Origin of the sequence: Brevundimonas sp. TWP2-1 (genome assembly GCF_049897645.1) — a bacterium.
Classification (GTDB): Bacteria; Pseudomonadota; Alphaproteobacteria; order Caulobacterales; family Caulobacteraceae; genus Brevundimonas.
Map to the genome: position 1 here is coordinate 364,265 of NZ_JAFCWR010000002.1, position 20,855 is coordinate 385,119.

16 protein-coding genes and 1 tRNA gene are annotated in these 20,855 nt (G+C 66.4%); 10 read left to right on the plus strand and 7 right to left on the minus strand.

Annotation, left to right across the window (positions count from 1 at the left end; genetic code table 11):
• Positions 1 to 12 precede the first annotated feature (12 nt).
• Together ACP7BH_RS11980 and ACP7BH_RS11985 are read left to right on the plus strand one after the other, a co-directional pair.
• Entirely contained in the window at positions 13 to 1,602 is a 1,590-nt protein-coding gene (locus ACP7BH_RS11980) for a pectate lyase (RefSeq protein ID WP_425985481.1), read from the plus strand.
• Positions 1,603 to 1,642: 40 nt separating this feature from the next.
• Complete coding sequence (locus ACP7BH_RS11985) at positions 1,643 to 3,271, plus strand: family 43 glycosylhydrolase (protein ID WP_425985483.1); 1,629 nt, start codon at positions 1,643 to 1,645, stop codon at positions 3,269 to 3,271.
• A gap of 21 nt (positions 3,272 to 3,292) precedes the next feature.
• Here the strand turns inward: ACP7BH_RS11985 and ACP7BH_RS11990 are convergent, their stop codons facing one another.
• Both ACP7BH_RS11990 and ACP7BH_RS11995 read right to left on the minus strand, forming a co-directional pair.
• Positions 3,293 to 4,600: a pectate lyase family protein gene (locus ACP7BH_RS11990; protein ID WP_425985485.1), complete on the minus strand. Its 1,308-nt coding sequence runs from the start codon at positions 4,598 to 4,600 to the stop codon at positions 3,293 to 3,295.
• Positions 4,597 to 5,838 (minus strand): family 43 glycosylhydrolase, encoded by a 1,242-nt coding sequence (locus ACP7BH_RS11995; RefSeq protein ID WP_425985487.1) that lies wholly within the window; start codon positions 5,836 to 5,838, stop codon positions 4,597 to 4,599. Before ACP7BH_RS11995 ends, ACP7BH_RS11990 begins: the two co-directional genes overlap by 4 nt.
• 194 nt (positions 5,839 to 6,032) lie before the next feature.
• Between ACP7BH_RS11995 and ACP7BH_RS12000 the strand changes: the two genes are divergently transcribed.
• A complete protein-coding gene (locus ACP7BH_RS12000) occupies positions 6,033 to 9,443 on the plus strand; it encodes a TonB-dependent receptor (protein WP_425985488.1) in 3,411 nt (1,136 codons plus the stop codon).
• A gap of 101 nt (positions 9,444 to 9,544) precedes the next feature.
• Positions 9,545 to 10,621 carry a pectate lyase gene (pelA, locus tag ACP7BH_RS12005; RefSeq protein ID WP_425985490.1) on the plus strand — a complete coding sequence of 359 codons (1,077 nt, stop codon included), beginning with the start codon at positions 9,545 to 9,547 and terminating at the stop codon, positions 10,619 to 10,621.
• 235 nt (positions 10,622 to 10,856) lie between these two features.
• On the opposite strand, the gene ACP7BH_RS12010 is transcribed toward pelA, so the two are convergent.
• Positions 10,857 to 10,931 (minus strand) — tRNA-Val (locus ACP7BH_RS12010).
• 126 nt (positions 10,932 to 11,057) lie between these two features.
• Positions 11,058 to 11,414 carry a cell cycle two-component system response regulator CpdR gene (gene cpdR, locus ACP7BH_RS12015; RefSeq protein ID WP_017506825.1) on the minus strand — a complete coding sequence of 119 codons (357 nt, stop codon included), beginning with the start codon at positions 11,412 to 11,414 and terminating at the stop codon, positions 11,058 to 11,060.
• 112 nt (positions 11,415 to 11,526) lie between these two features.
• On the opposite strand from cpdR, the gene ACP7BH_RS12020 reads away from it, so the two are divergent.
• Entirely contained in the window at positions 11,527 to 12,354 is an 828-nt protein-coding gene (locus tag ACP7BH_RS12020) for an N-formylglutamate amidohydrolase (protein ID WP_425985492.1), read from the plus strand.
• A 259-nt stretch (positions 12,355 to 12,613) separates the two neighbouring features.
• On the opposite strand, the gene ACP7BH_RS12025 is transcribed toward ACP7BH_RS12020, so the two are convergent.
• Positions 12,614 to 13,297, minus strand: coding sequence for a DUF599 domain-containing protein (locus ACP7BH_RS12025; RefSeq protein ID WP_425985494.1), 684 nt, complete (start codon positions 13,295 to 13,297; stop codon positions 12,614 to 12,616).
• Between the two features lie 129 nt (positions 13,298 to 13,426).
• Between ACP7BH_RS12025 and ppa the strand changes: the two genes are divergently transcribed.
• Entirely contained in the window at positions 13,427 to 13,987 is a 561-nt protein-coding gene (ppa, locus tag ACP7BH_RS12030) for an inorganic diphosphatase (RefSeq protein WP_425985496.1), read from the plus strand.
• Between the two features lie 66 nt (positions 13,988 to 14,053).
• Here the strand turns inward: ppa and ACP7BH_RS12035 are convergent, their stop codons facing one another.
• Positions 14,054 to 15,130: an aldo/keto reductase gene (locus ACP7BH_RS12035; RefSeq protein ID WP_425985498.1), complete on the minus strand. Its 1,077-nt coding sequence runs from the start codon at positions 15,128 to 15,130 to the stop codon at positions 14,054 to 14,056.
• 134 nt (positions 15,131 to 15,264) lie between these two features.
• Here ACP7BH_RS12035 and ACP7BH_RS12040 point away from each other — a divergent pair, with 134 nt between their 5' ends.
• Both ACP7BH_RS12040 and hslU read left to right on the plus strand, forming a co-directional pair.
• The gene (locus tag ACP7BH_RS12040; protein ID WP_425985500.1) at positions 15,265 to 15,825 is read left to right on the plus strand and encodes a TetR/AcrR family transcriptional regulator; all 561 of its coding nucleotides are present in this window, start codon (positions 15,265 to 15,267) and stop codon (positions 15,823 to 15,825) included.
• Positions 15,826 to 15,929: 104 nt separating this feature from the next.
• Positions 15,930 to 17,231, plus strand: coding sequence for an ATP-dependent protease ATPase subunit HslU (hslU, locus tag ACP7BH_RS12045; RefSeq protein WP_425985502.1), 1,302 nt, complete (start codon positions 15,930 to 15,932; stop codon positions 17,229 to 17,231).
• Here the strand turns inward: hslU and ACP7BH_RS12050 are convergent.
• Complete coding sequence (locus tag ACP7BH_RS12050; RefSeq protein WP_425985504.1) at positions 17,221 to 18,546, minus strand: YihY/virulence factor BrkB family protein; 1,326 nt, start codon at positions 18,544 to 18,546, stop codon at positions 17,221 to 17,223. The two genes, hslU and ACP7BH_RS12050, sit on opposite strands and share 11 nt — an antisense overlap.
• A 77-nt stretch (positions 18,547 to 18,623) precedes the next feature.
• Between ACP7BH_RS12050 and prmC the strand changes: the two genes are divergently transcribed.
• Together prmC and ACP7BH_RS12060 are read left to right on the plus strand one after the other, a co-directional pair.
• Positions 18,624 to 19,508, plus strand: a complete 885-nt coding sequence (gene prmC / locus ACP7BH_RS12055) for a peptide chain release factor N(5)-glutamine methyltransferase (RefSeq protein WP_425985507.1) — start codon at positions 18,624 to 18,626, stop codon at positions 19,506 to 19,508.
• 91 nt (positions 19,509 to 19,599) lie between these two features.
• Positions 19,600 to 20,757 (plus strand): zinc-dependent alcohol dehydrogenase, encoded by a 1,158-nt coding sequence (locus tag ACP7BH_RS12060; protein ID WP_425985509.1) that lies wholly within the window; start codon positions 19,600 to 19,602, stop codon positions 20,755 to 20,757.
• Positions 20,758 to 20,855 lie beyond the last annotated feature (98 nt).

Below are 20,855 nucleotides of genomic sequence, written 5' to 3' on the forward strand. Positions count from 1 at the left end.
AAGGGGTCTTCGATGCTGAGCCGACGCACCTGTCTGGCGACTGCGGCCGGCGCTGCCCTGGCTGCGCCTCTGGCCGGCTGGCGCGCGGCCGAGCCGACGCGCGCCCAGGTGCTGGCGACAATGGCCCGAGCCACCCGTTTCATGACGGAGAAAGTGGCGGTCGAGGGCGGCTATGTCTGGTCCTACCTGCCGGATCTTTCGCGGCGCTGGGGCGAGATGGAGGCCTATCCGACCATGATCTGGACCCAGGCGCCGGGCACGCCGGAGATGGGCCAGATCTTCCTGGACGCCTGGCGGGCGACCGGCGACGACCTGTATTACACTGCGGCGATCCAGGCGGCGGACGCCCTGATCCAAGGCCAGCACCCGGCCGGCGGCTGGAACTACGTCATCGACACGGCGGGCGAAGCCTCGATCCGCCGCTGGTACGAGACCGTCGGCGCCAATGGCTGGCGGCTGGAGGAGTTTCAACACGACTACGGCAACGCCACCTTCGACGACCACGCCACGGTCGAGTGCGCCCGCTTCTTGTTGCGGCTGCATCTAGCCAAGGGCGAGACGCGGTTCCGGCCCGCAGTGGACAAGGCCGTCGACTTCGTCCTGAACAGCCAACTGCCGTCGGGCGGATGGCCCCAGCGCTGGCCCCGCGCGGGCGCTTTCGAGAACCACGGCAAGCCCGACTACACCGGCCTGATCACCCTGAACGACGAGGTGGCGGACGAGAACATCGACTTCCTGTTGCTGGTCCTGCAACAACTGAAGGACGAGCGGGTGCGCGAGCCGATCCAGCGCGCCATGGCCTGCTATCGCGATCTGCAACAGCCCGATCCGACGCCGGGCTGGGCGCTGCAATACACCCCCGACTTCAAGCCCGCCTGGGGCCGGACCTACGAACCCGCCGCCGTCTCGCCGCACACCACCGCTGCGGCCATCGGCAAGATGCTGGACTTCTATCGCCTCACCGGCGACCGCAGCTTCCTGGCTCGTCTGCCGCAGGCGCTGGACTGGCTGGAGCGGATGGAGGCGCCGGTCGAGGCCCACAACGACGGCAGAAACTTCTTCCGCTTCGTCGAGCCGGGGACCAACCGCTTCATCGCCGTGCATCGGCGCGGCTCCAACGCCCAGAATGGCGACTATTACGCCGACTTCGACATGACCGGCGCGAAGGCCGAGAAACATATCGACGTGGCCGCCCTGCGCCTGCGCGTGGTCCAGGCCTCGGCCCTGTCGCCGGAGGCGGCGACGCAGAACTCGCCGCTGCTGGGACGCGGTCCGTCGCTGATGCCGGACTATGTGATCACCCGTCCGCAGGCCGGTTCGGATCTGAACGCCGCCGTCCAGGGGCCGACCTCGGTCGCGACGCTGATCTCGGCCCTGAACGCCGAGGGCTACTGGCCCGTCGAGCTGAAGACCACCAGCCATCCCTATCGCGGCTCCGGCCCGGCCGAACCGCCGCCCGGCTTCATCGATCGCGGCCAGGTCGGCGACGACTGGGACACCTCGCCCTTCACCGAAGCCAGCGGACCGATGGGCATCTCCACCGGAACCTACATCAACGCCATGAGCCGGCTGATCGCCGCCGTCGCCTCAACGCCGGCCTGACCGCCGTCGCCCCCAAAAGACAAGGACAAAGGAAACGCTCATGAGATTCATCGACCGCCGCGCCGCCCTGACCGGCCTCCTGGGAGGCGTCGCCGCCGCCGCCCTGCCCGTCCGCGCCGCCTTCGCCCAGACCAACGAAGAGGCCGCGCCCCTGGGTCGCGAATGGGCCTCGATGAAGTGGCGTCGCGGGATCGAGGGCCAGCGGATGGCCGATCTGGGCAACGGGACCTTCCTCAATCCCATCATGTCGGGCGACCACCCCGATCCGTCGATCCTGAAGGACGGCGACGACTACTACATGACCTTCTCGTCGTTCGAGTCGGTGCCGGGCATCCATATCTGGCACTCGCGCGACCTGGTGAACTGGCAGCCGGTGATCGCGGCCCTGACGACCAACATCGGCTCGGTCTGGGCGCCCGAGTTGATCAAGCACGACGGCAAATTTTACTGCTACATCCCGGCCCGCTTCCCCGAATACCGCTCCAACTACGTCATCTGGGCCGACAAGATCGAAGGGCCGTGGAGCGAACCCATCGACCTGAAGATCCCGGCCAACATTGATCCCGGCCATATCGTCGGCGAGGACGGAAAACGCTATCTGTTCCTGAACGGCGGCGACCGGGTCAAGCTGACCGATGACGGCCTGGCGACCGACGGCCCGGTCGAGGAAGGCGTCTACAAGGCTTGGCGATATCCCGACGACTGGATCGTCGAAGGCTTCGCCCAGGAAGGGCCCAAGCTGCTGAAGCACGGGGAGTATTTTTACATGATCACCGCCATCGGCGGCACGGCCGGCCCGCCGACCGGCCACATGGTCATCGCCGCCCGGTCCAAGTCGGTCAACGGGCCATGGGAGGACTGCCCGCACAACCCCATCGTTCGCACCGCCTCGGGGGCCGAGAAATGGTGGTCGCGCGGTCACGCCACCTTGGTCGAGGGACCGACCGACGGCGACTGGTGGATGGTCTATCACGGCTATGAGAACGCCTACTGGAGCCTGGGCCGCCAGACCCTGCTGGACCCCATCGAATGGACAGACGACGGCTGGTTCCGCGCCAAGGGCGGCGACCTGTCCCAGCCCATCGCCAAGCCCCGAGGCGGCGATGCCGTGCCGCACGGCATGGCCCTGTCGGATGACTTCTCGACCGACAAGTTCGGCATCCAGTGGAGCTTCTACGATCCGCAGCCGAACGAGAAGGATCGCCTGCGTCGCGAGAACGGCGTCCTGCACATGAAGGCCAAGGGCAAGGCGCCGGTCGACTGTTCTCCCCTGACCTTCGTCCAGGGCGAGCAGGCCTATCAGATCGAGTGCGAGGTCGAGATCGACCCCGGCGCGGTCGCCGGCCTGATCCTGTTCTACGACCGCGCCCTGTATGCCGGCCTCGGTTTCGACGCGACCCGCTACGTCACCCACCAGTACGGCATCGAACGGGGCAGGCCGGCCAATCCGCACGGCCGGCGCATGTTCATCCGCCTGACCAACGCCTACCAGAACGTCTATTTCGACACCTCCGGCGACGGCGTGACCTGGCAGCGGTTCGACCGGGGCATGGAGGTCTCGGGCTACAACCAGAACGTCCGCGGCGGCTTCATGATGCTGCGCCCCGGCATCTACGCCGCCGGCGAAGGCGAGGTCCGATTCAAGAACTTCAAGTTCAAGGCTCTGTAGGACGGATCGGCAGGTCGAGCGTCAGCTCGGCCTGCCGTCATGGCGCGTCATCGTCGCCAGATCCCAGTCAGCCTCGACGAAAGCCCGCTGCGTCGGTGTTGGGGTCGGATAGCCGCCGACCGCCTTTTCGTCATCGATGATCCGGCCGGTCCCGTCGCGGACCTGCTGCAGGATGCGCCGGTCGATGGCGTCGCGCGCCCAGGGCCGCGCCCCGGCCTCGGCGAAGACCCAGGCCTCGACCTCACCCGACGGTCGGGCGTGGAAACCGGCAGGCCAGTGCGGCGACCGTTCCAGACGGGTGATCTTCGGGTCGCGGTCCGAGATGATCCCGATCTCCTGCATCGGACGGCCGTCGGCATGGCGCGCGGGATTGTCGACGGCGTAGAGGTCCAGATCACCCTGCCCCTCAACGATCAGGAACGGCAGGTCGGCGCGTGTCGAGGGGCCGCCGCGCGTCACGTTTCCGACGATGGACAGTTGGCCCACCTCCCACGGATGGCCGACCCATTCCTCGGCGTTCAGCGCATAGTGCATGCAGCGATTACCGGGGTCGTAGATCAGGTTGTTGGCCGTCACCGCATGGGCGCCGCCCTTGAACAGCTGGTTCCGCTCGTAGTCGTGGGCGTACAGGTTGCCGACGATCAGCACCTCCGTCGCATTGTCGTGGATCAGCGTGCCCTTCGAATGTTCGCCCTTGGCGTGGCTGGAATGGGAAAGGCCCTCGGCGACGATATTGCGGCTGAAGGTGATGCGGCGCGACGTGTTCCGACGCCATTGTTCGACCGTCTCCCCGCCGCCGAAGCGCGGGCCAGAGGCCGACAGGTTCTCGTCCGTGGCCCACGAGAACGAGCACTGATCTACGATCACGTTCCAGCCGCCCGAGGTGGTCAGGCCGTCCACCTCCCACCCGCTGCGGGGCGCCGCGCCGTTCGCGCCGGGCCGCACGCGGATATGGCGCACGATCACGTCATGGGTGCGGATGCTGACGCCGCCTTTGATCAGGGTGATCCCCGGCTCGGGCGCGGTCTGGCCCGCGATCGTCAGGAAGGGGGTCTGCACCCGGATGTCGTGACCGTTCAGGTCGATCACGCCGCCGACCTCGAACACGACGATGCGTGGCCCTTCGGCCTCCAGCGCCTCGCGCAAGGATCCCGGCCCCTCGCCGGCCAGGGTCGTGACCCGCACGATCCGCCCGCCGCGCCCGCCAAGCGTCGATGCGGCCCAGCCCATGGCGCCCGCAAAGGCCGGCTGCCCATCCCCGGCGAGACTGGACGTCGGCAGGGCGACCAATGCGGCGCCCGTCAGCAACAGGGTTCGGCGATCCATCATGACATCATCTCCGGCTTGGGCGTCGGCAAGGGCGGCAAGGGACGGGCGAAGGGCTGGTCCTTGGCGGCGACGATCCGCCCGGCGTCGTCGAACTCCACCCGGATCAGACCCGGCTTCTCGCGGAAATGGCTCTGTTCGTCATTGCCGAAGAAGGTGGACCACCACCGCCCTTCCCTGTCCTTGAAGACATTGCCGCCGCCAGCGCAGGGCGCCGCCTCGTGCCGCATCCGATAGGGGCCGTGGATGTTTTCCGACACGGCGAAGACGAAGGAGTACCGCCCCTCCACATTGCCGACCGCACCCAGGTAGTAGAGCCCGTCCTTCCTGAAGAGGGTCGCGCCTTCATAGCCCAGGATGTTCTCGCCGCGCAGGCAGCGGTCGCGGTCGCGGGCCACCAGACAGTCGGTCTCGACGAACGCGGTCTTGCGCCATTCCCCGGCATAGCCGGACAGGTCGTCTTTCAGCCGCACCATCTCGTCGCCCGAGCCATAGGTCAGATAGACGGCGCCGTCGTCGTCCTGGAACAGGGTGGCGTCGATGCCGCGCCGCAGGTGGGCATCTGGCGAGAAGGCGTATTCATACGGCCCCTCCGGCCTGCCCGTCGTGCTGCGCAGCACGCCCAGTCCCGCCCGGCTGACGCTGAAGCAGATGAAGTAGTTGCCGGCCAGATAGTGGATTTCCGGCGCCCAGATCGCGCGAAACGGCACCCCGCGCCGCGACCGCCAGGACTTCGCCCACCCGCCCTCGCGGTCCAGGCTCCATACCAGGCCCAGATAGGTCCAGTCGACCAGGGTCTCGGAACGCCACAGCTCCACCCCGTCGTTGAAGGCCCAGATGTTTCCGCCCGTGGAGCCTGTCATGTAATAGGCGCCGTCGCCGCCGATGCAGATCTGGGTATCGCGCAACTGCACCTGGATCAGCGGATGGATCGGCGGCAGCAGTCCCTTGTCCACGGCGGCCCCCGTCGCCGCCTCGCCCCAGGGCAAGACTGGATAGGGCATAGGGCGTCGGCCGCTGTAGCGCACGCCGGCCAGGCCCGACATCCAGCCGCCGCGCGCATCGTCCGGCTGCACCGGCAGGCCCGGCCCGCTGACGCCGGAATAGGGATAGGGATTGCGCGCCGGCGTCGGGATGATGCGGCCCGAGTCGTCCAGCGGCTGATCCGCCCATGCGCCGCGCGCCACGGCGACGCTCGCGATACCGGCCGCACCGGCCAGGAAGCCTCTTCTGCCCAACATCATCGCGCTCCTCCAAACGTCGTTATTTTATGTTGCAAGCGACGCCCGCTCGCGGCATGACACCGGTGACATTTCTGCTTGATGTCCAAATCGTATCATACTACTTTTTGATTGTGACCCGGCGCACCGGGAACAGGGGAAGTCGGCATCCAGCCCGCCAAGAGGCCAGGAGCGCGACTGCAACGGAGGGAAGAATGCGGAACCAACACACGGGATATCTGCTCGCGGCGGCCTCGCCGGCGGCTCTTTTGATGGGGGCCATGCTGTTCGCCGCCCCGGTCCAGGCGCAGGAAAACTCCGACCCGGAAGCCACCGAGGTCGGCGAAATCGTCGTCACCGGAATTCGGGCCTCGCTGGCCAGCGCGCTAAGCGAAAAACGCCGGTCGAACACCATCGTCGACGTCATCAATGCCGAGGACATCGCCGACTTCCCGGACGCCAACCTGGCGGAATCCCTGCAGCGTATCCCCGGCGTCTCGATCGACCGTGAAAACGGCGAGGGCAACTCAATCTCGGTGCGCGGTCTGGGCGGCGACTTCACCCGCGTTCGCCTGAACGGTCTGGAGACCCTGTCCACATCGGGCGCCAACAACGCCGACGGCGCCTTGCGTCGCGACCGGGGCTTTCAGTTCAACACCTTCGCCTCCGAGCTGTTCAACTCGCTGAAGGTTCAGAAATCGGCCGACGCCAAGACCGACGAAGGCTCGCTGGGCGCAACCGTCGATCTGATCTCGGGCCGTCCATTCGACTTCAGCGAACGCCGCCTCGCCCTGACGCTTCAGGACGCCTATTACGAGAACGGCGGCACGCACAATCCGCGCGTCGCCCTGCTGGCGTCGGACCGCTGGGACAGTAAGATCGGCGAGTTCGGCCTGATGGGCTCGGTCGCCTACAACGAGCGCAAGCAGAACATCGACAGCTATTCGCGCGGCATCGGTTCGAACGAATATCTTTACCGGGGCGCGACGTTCAACAACGCCGGATCGGGCGCGACGACCGATCCGCAGGGCTTCGCTCTGCCGATCGGCACGAACCCAGCGACCGCCCTTCCTCGGGTGACCAATCCCGAGGCCCGCAACCTGCTGATCGGGTCGAACCCGGCCGCCTACGCCCTACTGAACGGCGCTTCGAATCGCGGCTCGCTGGTTCACATTCCCTCGCTGGCCTCGCTGAACCACCGCGAAGTCGATCAGGATCGCCTGGGCGTCACCCTGTCGGGTCAGTGGCGGCCTTCGGATCGCACGACCATCAACTTCGACAACCTGTATTCGAAGCAGAACCAGGTCTCGACCAACTATCAGATCGGGCCGGTCGGCCTGAACCGGAACAACACCAACGGAAACCGCACTGGAACGGCCTTCAGCTATCAAACCGCGACGACGGCCAGCGCGACCAACAACTCCTACGCCAACCGCCGGGCCACCTACGCCAACTGCGCCAGCCAGGCCGCGACCGAGTTCCGCGACGCCATAGACTGCGGCCAGTCGATGTACGGCGGCACGCCTGTGTTCCGCACCGCGCCGGGTGCGACGAACCAGAACCTGGCCGCCGGCACGGGCAGCTTCAACCCGAACAACCTTGAGGTCTACGACTACTACAACCAGCCGGGATCGGTCGGTTACATCGCTCACCCGCAGTTCTTGGCGCAGCGCGGCGCCTTCATCGGACGGCCCTCTGTTCGGCTGATCGATGCGGGTCTCAGCGAGACCGGCGCCAACGCCGACTATCTGGTGCTGGGCAATGTCGACATGCGTTCGGCCGTCGATCAGGGGGGCTATACGACCGAGTTCCGCCAGAACTCGATCAACATCGAGCACGACTTCAGCGACACCTTCCGCATGTCGGTTCTGGTGGGCGATTCCAGCTCCAAGAACAACAACCAGGGCTTGCTGGCGGACTTCATTCGTCTGGACTCGGGTCAGGGCGTTCCCGGCAACGACTACTTCGTCTTCGACGATCGCGAAGGCGGCGACATGCCCAGCATTGACTTCGGCTTCGACGTCGCCGCCCCCAACAGCTGGGACTTCGTGAAGGGCTATTCGGCGCTGCGCCACTTCCGCACCGTCACCGAGAACGGCTACCAGACCGCCAAGATCGATTTCGAGTGGGACGCCAGCGACGACCTGAGCTTCAGCTTCGGCATCAGCAAACGCAAGTTCGACTTCTATTACACCCGCTTCGAGCGCCTGATCGGCGACACCATGAACCCCAGCCTGCTCGAAGGCGTGCGTTCAGGCTTGGTCGACGCCACCACCGTTTCGCAGATGGGCCAGCTGACCAGCTGGGGCGAGGGTCTGAACGTGCCCGAGGGCACGCCGACCAGCTTCTTCACGCCGAACCTGGATGCGTTCAAGCAACGCTTCGGCTTCGACTGCGACTGCATCAACGAATTCGGCGACTGGCGTCTGTCGGATCTGCGCAACGGCGGCACCAGCACCTTCTGGGTCGACGAGGACAGCCTGTCCTACTATGCGCAGGCCGACTTCCGCGTGCCCCTGTTCATCGGCGAACTGCGCGGCAACGCCGGCCTTCGTCGCGCCGAGACCAAGGTGGATTCCCGCGGTCGCTCGCCCAGTGGACGCCCCGTCCAGAACGAGAACGAATACAACGACACCCTCCCCTCGCTAAACCTGGTCTGGGAGTTGAACGACAAGCTGATCGTCCGCTTCGCCGCCGCCAAGGTCATGGCGCGTCCGCAGATGACTGCGCTGCAACCCGGCGTAACCGACTTTGCGGTGCCCGTCGGCGATCAGGGCGCCGCGGCGGCCTTCGACGGCTCCAACGCCCGCATTACCTTGGGCAACACCAAGCTGAAGCCGTTCCGCGCCACCAACCTGGACTTCAACGTCGAATGGTATTTCGCTAGCGACGCCATCCTGTCGGTCGCGGTCTTCCACAAGGAGATCGAGAGCTTCCCCCAGATCGTCCTGCGTGAAGGCAAGCTGAGCGAAATCTTCGACGCCGATCAGGTCGCCAATCTGCGCCTCGCCTTCGACGGGCTGACGGATGTGTCGTCCGACAGCCGGCGCGCCTATATCGACGCGGACCTGCCCTTCCAGGTGCGCCAGTTCAACGATGCGCCGGGCGGCAAGCTGAGCGGCTTCGAGATCGCCTATCAGCAGAACTTCACCTTCCTGCCGGGCTTCCTGAAGAACTTCGGCGTCCAGGCCAACTACACCAAGATCGATTCCGAGCTGGAATACATCCTGGACCCGGCGCGCAATCTGACGGGCACGGCGCCCTTCCTGGGGGCCTCGCCGGAATCGTTCAATGCGACCGTCTTCTACGAAGTGCCCAAGTGGAGCGCCCGCGTCTCCACCGCCTATCGCGCCGAGTACCAGACCACCTATCCGCTGGCGTCGGGCGGTTGCGATCCGGGCGCCTGCGACTCGCCGCTGATCAACGACTTCCTGGGTTCGTCCGAGACGCTGAACGTCGATGCGTCCTTTACCTACAAGCTGACGGACAATGTCACCATCACCGCCGAGGCGCTGAACCTGACCGATCAGGCGGACGAGCGTTGGGCCTATCAGGCCGATCCGGTGGTCGCCAGCTACGGCTCGACCGGCCGCCAGTACTTCGTCGGCGCACGGTTCGTGTTCTGACGACGATGTTCGACAGCTAATCTCTCCCAGGACGCTGTCCCTCGGGGACGCCGCGAAACATCGGCGTCCCTTCTTTTTTGCCGAAACCCGAAAGGCTCTCGATGAAAAGCACAGCACTGATTCTGGGCGTGGCCCTGACGGCGGCGATGCTGGCCCCGCCCCCCGCTTCGGCGGCGCCGCAAGAGGCCGTCGCCCCTTCTCCCGCCGTCGTCTGGAACACAGCCGTCGTTCGTCGCCCCGCCGACTGGTACGCCACGGCCGAGGTCCGGCGTCTGGCCGCGACAGTCGTCCTGCATCAGTCGGCCGAGGGCGGCTGGCCCAAGAACACCGACCTGTTCGCGGCGCCTCGCCCCGACGCGGACCCCGGCCTGGCCAATACGATCGACAATGGCGGCACGACCCTGCCGCTGACTTTTCTGGCCCGGACGATCACGGCAGGCGACACAAACAGCCGCGCCGCCTTCGACCGGGGCCTGGACTATCTGCTCGCCGCCCAGCAGCCGAACGGCGGCTGGCCGCAGTTCTTTCCCCTGCGTGGCGGCTATCACGACCAGATCACCTTCAACGACGACGCCATGGTCCATGTGCTGGAGCTATTGCGGGACGTGGGCGATGGGACAGCCCCCTATGGCTTCGTCGATGACGGACGACGCGAACGCGCGCGTCAGGCCGTGGCGCGGGGCGTGGACACCATCCTGCGCACCCAGATCCGCAAGAACGGCGTCCTGACCGGCTGGTGCGCCCAGCACGACGCTCAGACCCTGGCCCCGGTCGCAGCCCGCCGGTTCGAGCCGGCGTCGCTGTCCGGCCAGGAAACCGTCGGCATCGTCCATTTCCTGATGAGCCTGCCCGATCCGAGCGAGCATGTCGTCGCCGCCGTGGACGGCGCCGTGGCCTGGCTGGAGGCCGCCGCCCTTCGCGACACGACGGAGGTCTTCATCACCGACGCACAAGGCCGCCGCGACCGCGTCCTGGCGCCCAAGCCTGGCGCGCGCATCTGGGCGCGCTTCTACGATCTGGAAACGGGCCAGCCCATCTACATCGGCCGCGACGCCGTCATCCGTCATGACCTGATGGAGATCGAGCACGAGCGTCGCAACGGTTACCGCTACGTCGGGGTATGGGCCGAGACGCTGCTGGACAAGGACTATCCGGCCTGGAAGGCCGCCCACCACTGACAGCCCTCCTCCGCCCCTGCGCCTGACCCGAAGTCGATCAGACTTCATCGCGCCGCCGCGGGGAAATGGCCGGGCTGCGGCCTTGTCTGCCAGGCGCCGCCGTCGTTGCGGAACCCCTGTGACACCCATTTCGGGCCAGAGAGGGCGCACGGCCATCCCGTTCGCCCAATCAGGCGCCCAGCGGGCCTTCTGGCCGAAGCCCGTCAGCCGCAGTAGGCTAGGGTGTTGAAGGAAATGGTGGACGCGACAGGGATTGAACCTGTGACCCCCTCGATGTCAACGAGGTGCTCTCCCGCTGAGCTACGCATCCGCCGTAGGGCTCCGAAAAAGCTGTTCGGAGCGGGAAGAGCGGTCGTATAGCGGCGAGGCCGGGCTTCATCAAGCCGATTTCACGGCAAGAAAGAGATTTCTCGAAAACCGCCGTCAGATCAGCCGCTCAGGCGGCGACCATACGCTCGACCTCGTTGACTAGGTCGCGCAGGTGGACGGGCTTGGACAGGACCTTGGCGTCGGGCGTGGCCTGGGCGGCGGTCAGGGCGACGGCGGCGAAACCTGTGATGAACATGATGCGCAGGCCCGGCTGGCGGGCGGCGGCGACGCGCGCCACCTCGATCCCGTCCGCGCCCGGCATGACGATGTCGGTCAGCAGCAGGTCGTAAGGGCCGTGTTCCAGGGCGTCGATGGCGTCGTCGCCGTTCTCGCAGTCGATGACCTGATGACCCGCCCGCTCCAGCGCGCGCGTCAGAAACCCGCGCAACGAACCGTCGTCTTCGGCCAGGAGGATACGCGCCATTCGAAAAACACCCTTGAAACAGACGACCAGACTAGAGGTGCAACGGTAAACCGCCGATGAAATTCACCGATCAGCCGACTTCCTTCCACAGCGAAACCCGCTATGCGGGGACATGACCGACGGCGGCGACAGCTTTTCGATCACCGCGCCGGTCGCGGGCGTCAAGGCGACCGCGCTGGTGTTCGCCTCGCCCCATTCGGGCGACCGCTATCCCGACGACATGGGCGCCGTGCCCGACCTGTCGCTCTCCAGCCTGAAAAGCGCCGAGGACGCCCTGGTCGGGCGGCTGGTCGCGGACGGTCCCCGCTGCGGCGCGACCCTGATCGAGGGGCGGATCGGTCGGGCTTATGTCGATCTGAACCGCGACGCTAGCGAACTGGACCCGGCGCTGATCGACGGGCTGGATGGGCCGGTCGGCGCCAAGACGGCGGCCGGTTACGGCGTCGTGCCGCGCCTGGCGGGCGACGGGACGCCCCTCTATGCGCGCCGGTTGAGCCTGGCCGAGGCGCAGGGCCGCATCGATGCGGTTCATCGCCCCTATCACCAGGCGCTGGGCGAACTGATGCAGACGACGCGCGCGACGCACGGGCGGGCGGTGCTGATCGACTGGCATTCCATGCCGACGCGGGCAGTGGGGGCCGAGGTGGTGCTGGGCGATCGTTACGGTTCGGCCTGCAGCGCGCGGCTCAGCCGACGGCTGCGCGAGCTTTTCGAGGGGCTGGGCTGGCGGGTGGCGCAGAACCATCCCTATGCCGGCGGTTGGTCCACCCAGCGCTGGGGCCGGCCCGACGACGGCTATGAGGCGATACAGATCGAGTTGAGCCGGCGGCTGTATCTGGACGAGACGACGCTTCAGCCCGCCCCGACCTACGCCACGACGCAAAAGGCCCTGTCGCGCGTGATCGCCGCCCTCTGCGCAGACCATGGTCGGCCTGACTGATCGCTAATCAGATCAAAAAAAAAAAGCCGCACCCGAAGGTGCGGCATTAAAGTCTATAGGGAGGAAACGCCCAGGAAGGGCAAGACGCCCGGAGGCGTCAGAGGTCAACTTAGGTTGCGATGCACAATGGGTCAAGGCCGATATGCGCCTTTGCGGTCACGCCGTGTTACGCAAATACGGCCATGTAATCGGTAACATGGCGCGTATTAGACCAAAGTCGGGCGCCACCTCCCATCTCGCACTTGCGAAATAGCCGACCTCAATGCTCCAGCAACCGCCGCGCATTACGAATGGCCCGCGCGGCAGGCGAGGCTTCCTGGCGATAGATCAGCAGGCCGAACGACGAGGCCACCCCCAGCGCCAGCCACAGCGGCCCGAACAGCCAGGCCGCCGCCGCCAGGGCGAAATAGTAGCCCCGTACGCCTTGGCTGAATGAACTGAGGGCGGGGTTCAGAAGTTGCCCCGCCGCCTCGCTGAACGCCTTGCGGTCGGTGTTGGAATGCAGTTCGGGGGCCGAGCCGATCAGAGCCAGGGTGTAGTTCATCTGGCGCAGCGCCCAGATGAAATCCAGGAAGCCGCGCGCCAGGCAGACCAGCACCAGGGCCAGCTTGGCCTCCAGGATCTTTAGGGGCACGTTCTCGGCCCCGACGGCCGCAAATCCCTGCAGCGCGCTCTCGCCGCCGAACAATATGCCCCCCACCGCCGCGATCAGCAGCAGGTTGGTGGAGGCGAAGAAGGAGGCCGAGTTGATCGAATGGCCCATCAGCTGGCTGTCGATCAGCTTCATCTCGCGGTGGGTCATGGACTGCATCCACACCGCGCGGACATGCTCCATGTCCTTGTTCAGCGAGCCGCCCTTCCTGCTGATGAAGGCCAGTATGGGGCTGTATCCCAGCCAGCAGATGAAAAAGAGCGCCAGGGCGGCCCAGTCGGTCAAGGTCATGCGCCAGATGTCCGCGATGATGCGTCGCGACGCAAGCCTGTCCTGTGCAGGTCGTGCTTGCCGTAACGGGCTGGTCGGCTTATCACGCCTCGCCCTTTAGAATTTCGCAGTCGCAGCAAAGACCTCGCCATGAACCTTGACGCCATTCCGGTCGGTCCCAACGCCCCTTGGGACATCAACGTCATCATCGAGATCCCGCAGGGCGGCCTGCCGGTGAAATACGAGATGGACAAGGCGTCCGGCGCCCTGTTCGTCGATCGCTTCCTGCACACCGCCATGTATTATCCCGGCAACTACGGCTTCATTCCACACACCCTGTCGGACGACGGCGATCCCTGCGACGTGATCGTGCTGAACCCGACGCCGGTGGTGCCCGGCTGCGTCATCCGCTCGCGCCCCATCGGCGTGCTGAAGATGGTGGACGAGGCCGGCGGCGACGAGAAGATCCTGGCCGTGCCGGTCGACAAGCTGAACCCCTACTATACCGAGATCGCCAGCTATCGTCAGCTGCCCGCCATCCTGATCGAGCAGATCGAGCACTTCTTCACCCGCTACAAGGACCTGGAGAAGGGCAAGTCGGTCACCGTCCAGGGCTGGGGCGACGCCGGCGAAGCCGCCGACCTGATCGCGGCAGGCATGAAAGCCCACCAGGACAAGCTGGCCAAGACCAAGGCCGCCAACGCCGCCTGATATTGGCGACATCGGCAAGAGCTTTGAAGGCGCCCTCCGGCCGGAGGGCGCCTTTTTGCTAAGCGACTATTCCCGCCAACCCGAAACCTCATTGCCGCCGAACACCATGCGACGGATCGCTGGAGCCGTCAGCCCAAGGGTGAAACCCGGTTGCGGCGCGCTGGCGGCGTTCAGACGCGACATCTGTTCGTCGGTCAGCGCGAACGCCGTGGCGGCGATATTGCCCGCCAGTTGGCTGGCGTCGCGCACGCCGATCAAGGTCGAGGCGACACCGGGGCGTTGCATGACCCAGCGCAGCGCCACCTGAGCCGGCGGCCGACCGATCTCCTCGGCGACGGCTTTCAGCGTGTCCAGCACGATCCAGTTGCGGTCGACGAACTTGCTCTGGCCGAACGGATTGGCCCCGCTCAGACGCCCCGTGTTCGCCGTATCCTCGCGTCGGTATTTGCCGGTCAGGAAGCCGCCGGCCAGCGGGCTCCACGGCATGACGCCCATTCCACCCTCGACCGCGGCCGGGACGTGCTCGGCCTCGATATCGCGTGCGACAAGCGAATATTCCACCTGGATCGCGATCGGAGCCGGAACGCGTCGCTCGGCGGCCAGTGTCGCGGCTTTCATCGCTAGCCAGGCCGGCATGTCCGATAGGGCGTAGTAACGAATCTTGCCCGCCCGCACGAGGTCGCCCAGCGTCTGGACGATCTCCTCTATCGGCGTCACGCCGTCCCAGATATGCATCCAATAAAGGTCGATATAGTCGGTCCCCAACCGCTTCAGGGACGCGTCCAGGGCGCGGTGGATGTTCTTGGCCCCGGCGCCGCCGGCGTTGGGATTGCCCCCGCCAGCCTGAGCCGCTGACAGCGGACTGGCTGACCCATTGAAGGCGAACTTCGTCGATAGCACGACCTCGTCGCGGGACTTGGTCTCCCTGATGAACTGTCCCACCAGACGTTCGCTCTCGCCCCCGCCGTAGATGTCTGCGGTGTCGACGAAGTTTCCTCCGGCGTCGCGATAGGCCTGAAACACCTGACGCGACTCCGCTTCATCGGCGCCCCATTCGCCCGATCCAAACGTCATCGTCCCAAGGGCGAGCGGACTGACGACTAGGCCGGATCGGCCCAGGGTGCGAAATTCGGCCAGAGACATTTTTGTTTTCCTAACGGTCGCTACAGAACCAGTGAGCGTGCTGGCGCGACAGGTCAAGATGTTTCATAATGATTGCTATGGAATCTGCACGATCACCGCGACGTCCCGGCCGCCCGCTGTCCTTCAACCGCGACATGGCCCTTCGGCAGGCAATGCTTGCTTTCTGGCGTAATGGCTACGAGACGACCTCCATCGCCGATCTGACAGCGGCGATGGGGATCACGGCGCCCAGCCTTTACGCCGCGTTCGGCGACAAGAAGCAGTTGTTCCTTGAGGCCATCAGGCTTTACGCGGGCGACCCGAAGGCGATGGCCGACGGTATCGACGCCGCGCCCAGCGCCTTCGAGGCGGCGCGCGCCCTGATGACTGCCGCAGCCTGCACATATACCGGCGAGGAGACGCCTAGCGGCTGCCTGATGGCCAGCGCAACCGCCAGCGGTTCGGCGGCCTCGGCGGACGTTCAGCGGACTGTTGCGGACATCCGCCTCGGCATTCAACGCCGCCTGCGGGCTAGGATCGACCGTGACATCCAGGAGAAACGGCTGCCGCCAGACGCGGATGCCGCGGCGCTGTCAGGCCTGGTCATGGCCGTCATGCAGGGAATGTCCGTTCTGGCGCGAGACGGCGCGGGGCGATCGGCCTTGCTGGGCATCGCGTCCGCCGCTTTGCAGGCCTGGCCCGATCAGCCGCGATAGATGAGCTGCGGCGAAACGGCCGTCGGGATCCCGGATTGACGAAATCCTTCTCCGCGACGCCCTGCCCTCTCCCGCTCCGCTTGCGGGCCTCCTATCTGCACCGCATGACTGAACTGACCCCCCGCGAGATCGTCTCCGAACTGGATCGCTATATCGTCGGCCAGAACGACGCCAAGCGCGCCGTGGCCGTGGCGTTGAGGAACCGCTGGCGCAGGAAGCGCGTGCCGGCGGACCTGCGCGACGAGGTGACGCCCAAGAACATCCTGATGATCGGCCCCACCGGCGTCGGCAAGACCGAGATCGCGCGGCGCCTGGCCAAGCTGGCCGGTTCGCCCTTCCTCAAGGTCGAGGCGACCAAATTCACCGAGGTCGGCTATGTCGGCCGTGACGTGGACCAGATCGTGCGCGACCTGGTCGAGAGCGCCCTGATCATGGTGCGCGAGCGCAGACGCGGCGACGTGCGGGCCAAGGCGGAAGCCGCCGCCGAGGACCGGATCCTGGACGCCCTGGTCGGACCGGGCGCGGGGCCGGCGACGCGCGACAGCTTCAGGAAGAAGCTGCGGGCCGGAGAGCTGGACGACAAGGAGATCGAGATTTCGCTGGCCGACACCGCCTCGCCGATCCAAGGCCTGGACATTCCGGGCGGCGGCAATGTCGGGCTGCTGAACCTGTCGGAGATGCTGGGCAAGATGGGCGGCGGGCGCACCAAGACCGTCAAGCTGATGGTCCGCGACGCGACCACGCCCCTGATCGCCGAAGAGGGCGACAAGCTGCTTGATCAGGACAGCCTGACGCAAGAAGCGCTGATGCTGGCCGAGAACGAGGGCATCGTCTTCTTGGACGAGATCGACAAGGTCGCCGCGCGGCAAGGCGCATCCGGCGCCGATGTGTCGCGCGAGGGGGTCCAGCGCGACCTGCTGCCCTTGATCGAGGGCACCACCGTCTCGACCAAATACGGGCCGGTGAAGACCGACCATGTGCTGTTCATCGCCTCGGGCGCCTTCCACGTCGCCAAGCCGTCGGACCTGTTGCCCGAGCTTCAGGGACGGCTGCCGATCCGGGTCGAGCTGAAGGCCCTGACGCGCGACGACTTCAAGCGAATCCTGACCGAGCCCGAGGCCAATCTGATCCGTCAGAACCAGGCCCTGCTGGCGACCGAGGACGTGACGCTGACCTTCACGGACGATGCTGTCGAGGCCATGGCCGATGCGGCGGTGGCGGCCAACAGCGCCATCGAGAACATCGGCGCGCGCCGGCTTCAGACCGTGATGGAGCGGGTGCTGGAGGAGACCAGCTTCAAGGCCTCGGACCTGTCGGGCCAGACCGTGGCCTTCGACGGCGACGCCGTGCGCGAGAAGATGGACGCCCTGACCAAGGACGTCGATCTGAGCCGCTTCATTCTTTAGAGGCGGCCTCCACGGCCTTGCGGTTCTGGCGGTTTCGGAACCGGTCCGCCACCCGCTCGGCCTGGCGCTGGGTGAAGGCCAGGGCGGCGGGGTTGCCGCGTCGGGCGCCGATGCTGTCGGCGACCTTGGCGCCCCGCTCGCCGATCGGCAGCGGCTTGCCGGTCGTGGTGTCCACGGCGGTCTGGTGCTCGATCTCGGCGTTCAGCTCGGCGCCCATCAGGATCACCTGCACCGACAGCCAGGTCCAAAGCAGGAAGCCCATCATGGCCGCCAGCGGGCCATAGCTGTCGGTCCGCACGAAGTTGTTCAGATACCAGCTGAACAAGAAGGACACCGTCAGGCTGAGCACCGCCGCGAAGATCGCGCCCGGCGTGACCCAGCGCCAGCGCGCCCTCTGACGGCAGGGACCGAAGCGGTAAATGACGGTCAGGGCGGCGATATAGCCCGCCAGCAGCAGCGGCCAGCGCAACAGCGCGATGACGCCCCACTCCTCCTCCAGCCCGAACAGCCGCACCACCACCGGCACGCCGACGACCAGAACCGAGGTCAGCAGCACCGCGAAGATGGCCCCGACGGTGAACCCCATGCAGATCAGATTGTAGCGCACGAGGTTGCGCATCTCGATCTCGTGGTAGGCGACGTTCAGGCCGTAGAACAGCACCTTGACCGCCCCATTGGCGGTCCACAGCGACAGGGCCAGGGTCCAGATCAGGGTGAAGGTCAGCTGGCTGTTGGAGTTCTGTGCCAGGCGCTGCATCTCCCCGCCCAGGAACTCGGCGATGCTGGACGGCAAGAGGGCGTAGAGGACGTTCAGCCGCCCCCAGGCGTCGGACGGATCGGCGAACAGGCCGTACAGGGTCACGAACGTACCCAGCAGGGGGAACAGCGACAGCAGGGTGAAGAAGGTCACGCCCCCCGCCAGGAACCCGACCCGGTCACCGAAATAGGAGCCGCCGGTGCGCCAGACGATGTCGGACCAGCCCCTGTGCGGGATGTGCTCGGGCCGCCTGGCCATGCGGCCGCGGCCCGGCTCCTTGGCCTCATAGTCCTCGGGCGTGGGGGGCTTGGGCGGCAGGGGCTCGGGGCGTTCGGGACGCAGCTCGACCCCGACCTTGTGGCCCTGGCTGTACAGCAGGTGGGCCGCGCCCGCCCCGGCCGTCAGTCCCCCGACGGCCGCCGCCACATAGCGCCAGATCCCGCCGCCTCCCCCGCCCATGCTTTTGCCCCCCCGACGCGACGGACGCGGCGACGACGACAGGCTGCGGGCGAGGCTGGACAGAACGGACGGGCGGCGGGGGGACTTGCGGTCGGACATGGTCTGGCGAACGGTATAGCTGTCCGGCCGTTCCGCAAATGCTTGAAATCGGCGCCCGCGCGGGCCAATCAGCGACCATGACCGCATCCAACACCCTGCTGACCGCCTGGAAGGCCGCCCAGGCCAAGCTCAAGACCGGCCGCATCGACAGCCCCGCCATCGACGCCCGCCTGCTGCTGGAGGCCGCATCGGGCGCCAGCCGTATGGACATCCTGACCGACCCCTACCGCGTCATCACCGACGACCAGCTGAGCGCCTATGAGGCCATGGTCGAGCGCCGCCTGAGGCGCGAGCCGGTGTCGCGCATCATCGGCAAGAAGGGCTTCTGGAAGATCATGCTGAACGTCACCCCAGACGTGCTCAGCCCCCGCCCCGACACCGAGACCCTGATGGACGTGGCCATGCTGGCCTTCGCCCGGAACGAGGCGTTCGAGGCCATCGACCTGGGCACCGGCTCGGGCGCGATCCTGCTGGCGCTGCTGGCCGAGCGGCCGGCGGCCAAGGGCGTCGGCACCGACATCTCGTCGGAGGCCCTGGCCGTGGCCAAGGAGAACGCCGCCAACCTGGACCTGAACGACCGCGCCGTCTTCCTGCGCACCGAATGGGCGGCGGGCTTCGGCGACGCCAGCTTCGACCTCGTTTTGTCCAACCCGCCCTATATCCCCACCGACCATATCGCGACCCTGGACCCCGAGGTCCGTGACCACGACCCGCACCTGGCCCTGGACGGCGGTCCCGACGGCTTGCAGGCCTATCGCGACCTGGCGCCCGAGGTGAAACGCATTCTGAAACCCGGCGGCGTCTTCGCCGTCGAGATCGGCTGGGACCAGGGCCCGCAGGTCAAGGAACTGTTCGAGGCCGCCGGCTTCACCGACGTCAAGATCATCAAGGACCTGGGCGAACGCGACCGCGTCATCACCAACGGCCCGGACCCAAGGACCAACCCGATCCCCAAGGACTGATTTCGGCACGGTAACGCTTTGATTTTAAAGCGGAGCCTTAGGAACCGCGCCCGCGCAGCCGGATTGATCCCACTCAGATTGGAGATCCGACATGAAGGCGTTGTGCTGGCACGGCAAGGGCGACATCCGCTGCGAAGAGGTGCCTGACCCCACCATCGAGGACGGCCGCGACGCCGTCATCCGGGTGACGAGTTGCGCCATCTGCGGCTCGGACCTGCACCTCTACGGCGGCTTTGTGCCCGGCATGAAGCACGGCGACGTCATGGGCCACGAGACGATGGGCGAGGTCGTCGCCGTCGGCAAGGACAACGACAAGCTCAAGGTCGGCGACCGCGTCGTGGTGCCCTTCACCATCAGCTGCGGCGACTGCAAGATGTGCCGCGCCAGCCTGTTCAGCCTGTGCCAGCGCTCCAATCCCAACGGCACCGAACAGGCCAAACAGACCGGCTATCCGACCGCCGGCCTGTACGGCTACAGCGAGATGTACGGCGGTTTCGCGGGCGGCCAGGCCGAGTATCTGCGCATCCCCTACGCCGACGTCGGGCCGATCAAGGTGCCCGAGGGCCTGACCGACGATCAGGTGCTGTTCCTGTCCGACATCTTCCCGACGGGCTGGATGGCGGCCGAGAACTGCAACATCCAGCCCGGCCAGACCATCCTGGTGTTCGGCTGCGGGCCGGTGGGCCAGTTCGCCATCCGCAGCGCCTTCATGATGGGCGCCGGCCGGGTGATCGCCATCGACCAGGTGCCCGAGCGGCTGGCGCTGGCCCAGGCCGCCGGCGCCAAGACCCTCGACTTCTCCGAGGGCGACCTGCAGGAACGGATCAAGGCCCTGACCAACGGCGAAGGCCCCGATGCGGTGATCGAGGCCGTCGGCCTGGAAAGCCACGGCTCGGGCAGCCTGATGGAGAAGGTCCAGGAGACCGTCGCCGGCAAGCTGGAGCGCCCCTATGCGCTGAACGAAGCCATCGTGGCCTGCAAGCCCGGCGGGATCATCAGCCTGCCCGGCGTCTTCGTCGGCATGGTCCCCACGATGCTGGGCGCCTTCATCGGCAAGGCCCTGACGCTGAAGACCGGCCAGACCCACGTGCAACGCTATCTGGAGCCCCTGATGAAGAAGGTCCTCGACGGCGACATCGACCCCAGCTTCCTGATCACCCACAAGATCGGGCTGGAAGACGGCCCCGAGGCCTACAAGACCTTCCAGGGGAAGAAGGACGGCTGCATCAAGGTGGTCATCAACCCGTGACGCCGATTTCAGACTCTGCGGCGTGAAAAACACCGTCTGAATAGTGCAATTCGTCTCAAATCCGCCCTCCCCGGCTGTGCGGCGCGTCCGATGCGGAC

Coding starts and splice junctions, on each gene's coding strand:
- ACP7BH_RS12035 (WP_425985498.1), bottom strand. CDS start 15,130: ATGTCTCTGGCCGAATTTCGCACCCTGGGCCGATCCGGCCTAGTCGTC.
- ACP7BH_RS12000 (WP_425985488.1), top strand. CDS start 6,033: ATGCGGAACCAACACACGGGATATCTGCTCGCGGCGGCCTCGCCGGCG.
- ACP7BH_RS12060 (WP_425985509.1), top strand. CDS start 19,600: ATGAAGGCGTTGTGCTGGCACGGCAAGGGCGACATCCGCTGCGAAGAG.
- ACP7BH_RS12050 (WP_425985504.1), bottom strand. CDS start 18,546: ATGTCCGACCGCAAGTCCCCCCGCCGCCCGTCCGTTCTGTCCAGCCTC.
- ACP7BH_RS11980 (WP_425985481.1), top strand. CDS start 13: ATGCTGAGCCGACGCACCTGTCTGGCGACTGCGGCCGGCGCTGCCCTG.
- ppa (WP_425985496.1), top strand. CDS start 13,427: ATGAACCTTGACGCCATTCCGGTCGGTCCCAACGCCCCTTGGGACATC.
- cpdR (WP_017506825.1), bottom strand. CDS start 11,414: ATGGCGCGTATCCTCCTGGCCGAAGACGACGGTTCGTTGCGCGGGTTT.
- hslU (WP_425985502.1), top strand. CDS start 15,930: ATGACTGAACTGACCCCCCGCGAGATCGTCTCCGAACTGGATCGCTAT.
- prmC (WP_425985507.1), top strand. CDS start 18,624: ATGACCGCATCCAACACCCTGCTGACCGCCTGGAAGGCCGCCCAGGCC.
- ACP7BH_RS11995 (WP_425985487.1), bottom strand. CDS start 5,838: ATGTTGGGCAGAAGAGGCTTCCTGGCCGGTGCGGCCGGTATCGCGAGC.
- ACP7BH_RS12020 (WP_425985492.1), top strand. CDS start 11,527: ATGACCGACGGCGGCGACAGCTTTTCGATCACCGCGCCGGTCGCGGGC.
- ACP7BH_RS11990 (WP_425985485.1), bottom strand. CDS start 4,600: ATGATGGATCGCCGAACCCTGTTGCTGACGGGCGCCGCATTGGTCGCC.
- ACP7BH_RS12040 (WP_425985500.1), top strand. CDS start 15,265: ATGGCCCTTCGGCAGGCAATGCTTGCTTTCTGGCGTAATGGCTACGAG.
- pelA (WP_425985490.1), top strand. CDS start 9,545: ATGAAAAGCACAGCACTGATTCTGGGCGTGGCCCTGACGGCGGCGATG.
- ACP7BH_RS12025 (WP_425985494.1), bottom strand. CDS start 13,297: ATGACCTTGACCGACTGGGCCGCCCTGGCGCTCTTTTTCATCTGCTGG.
- ACP7BH_RS11985 (WP_425985483.1), top strand. CDS start 1,643: ATGAGATTCATCGACCGCCGCGCCGCCCTGACCGGCCTCCTGGGAGGC.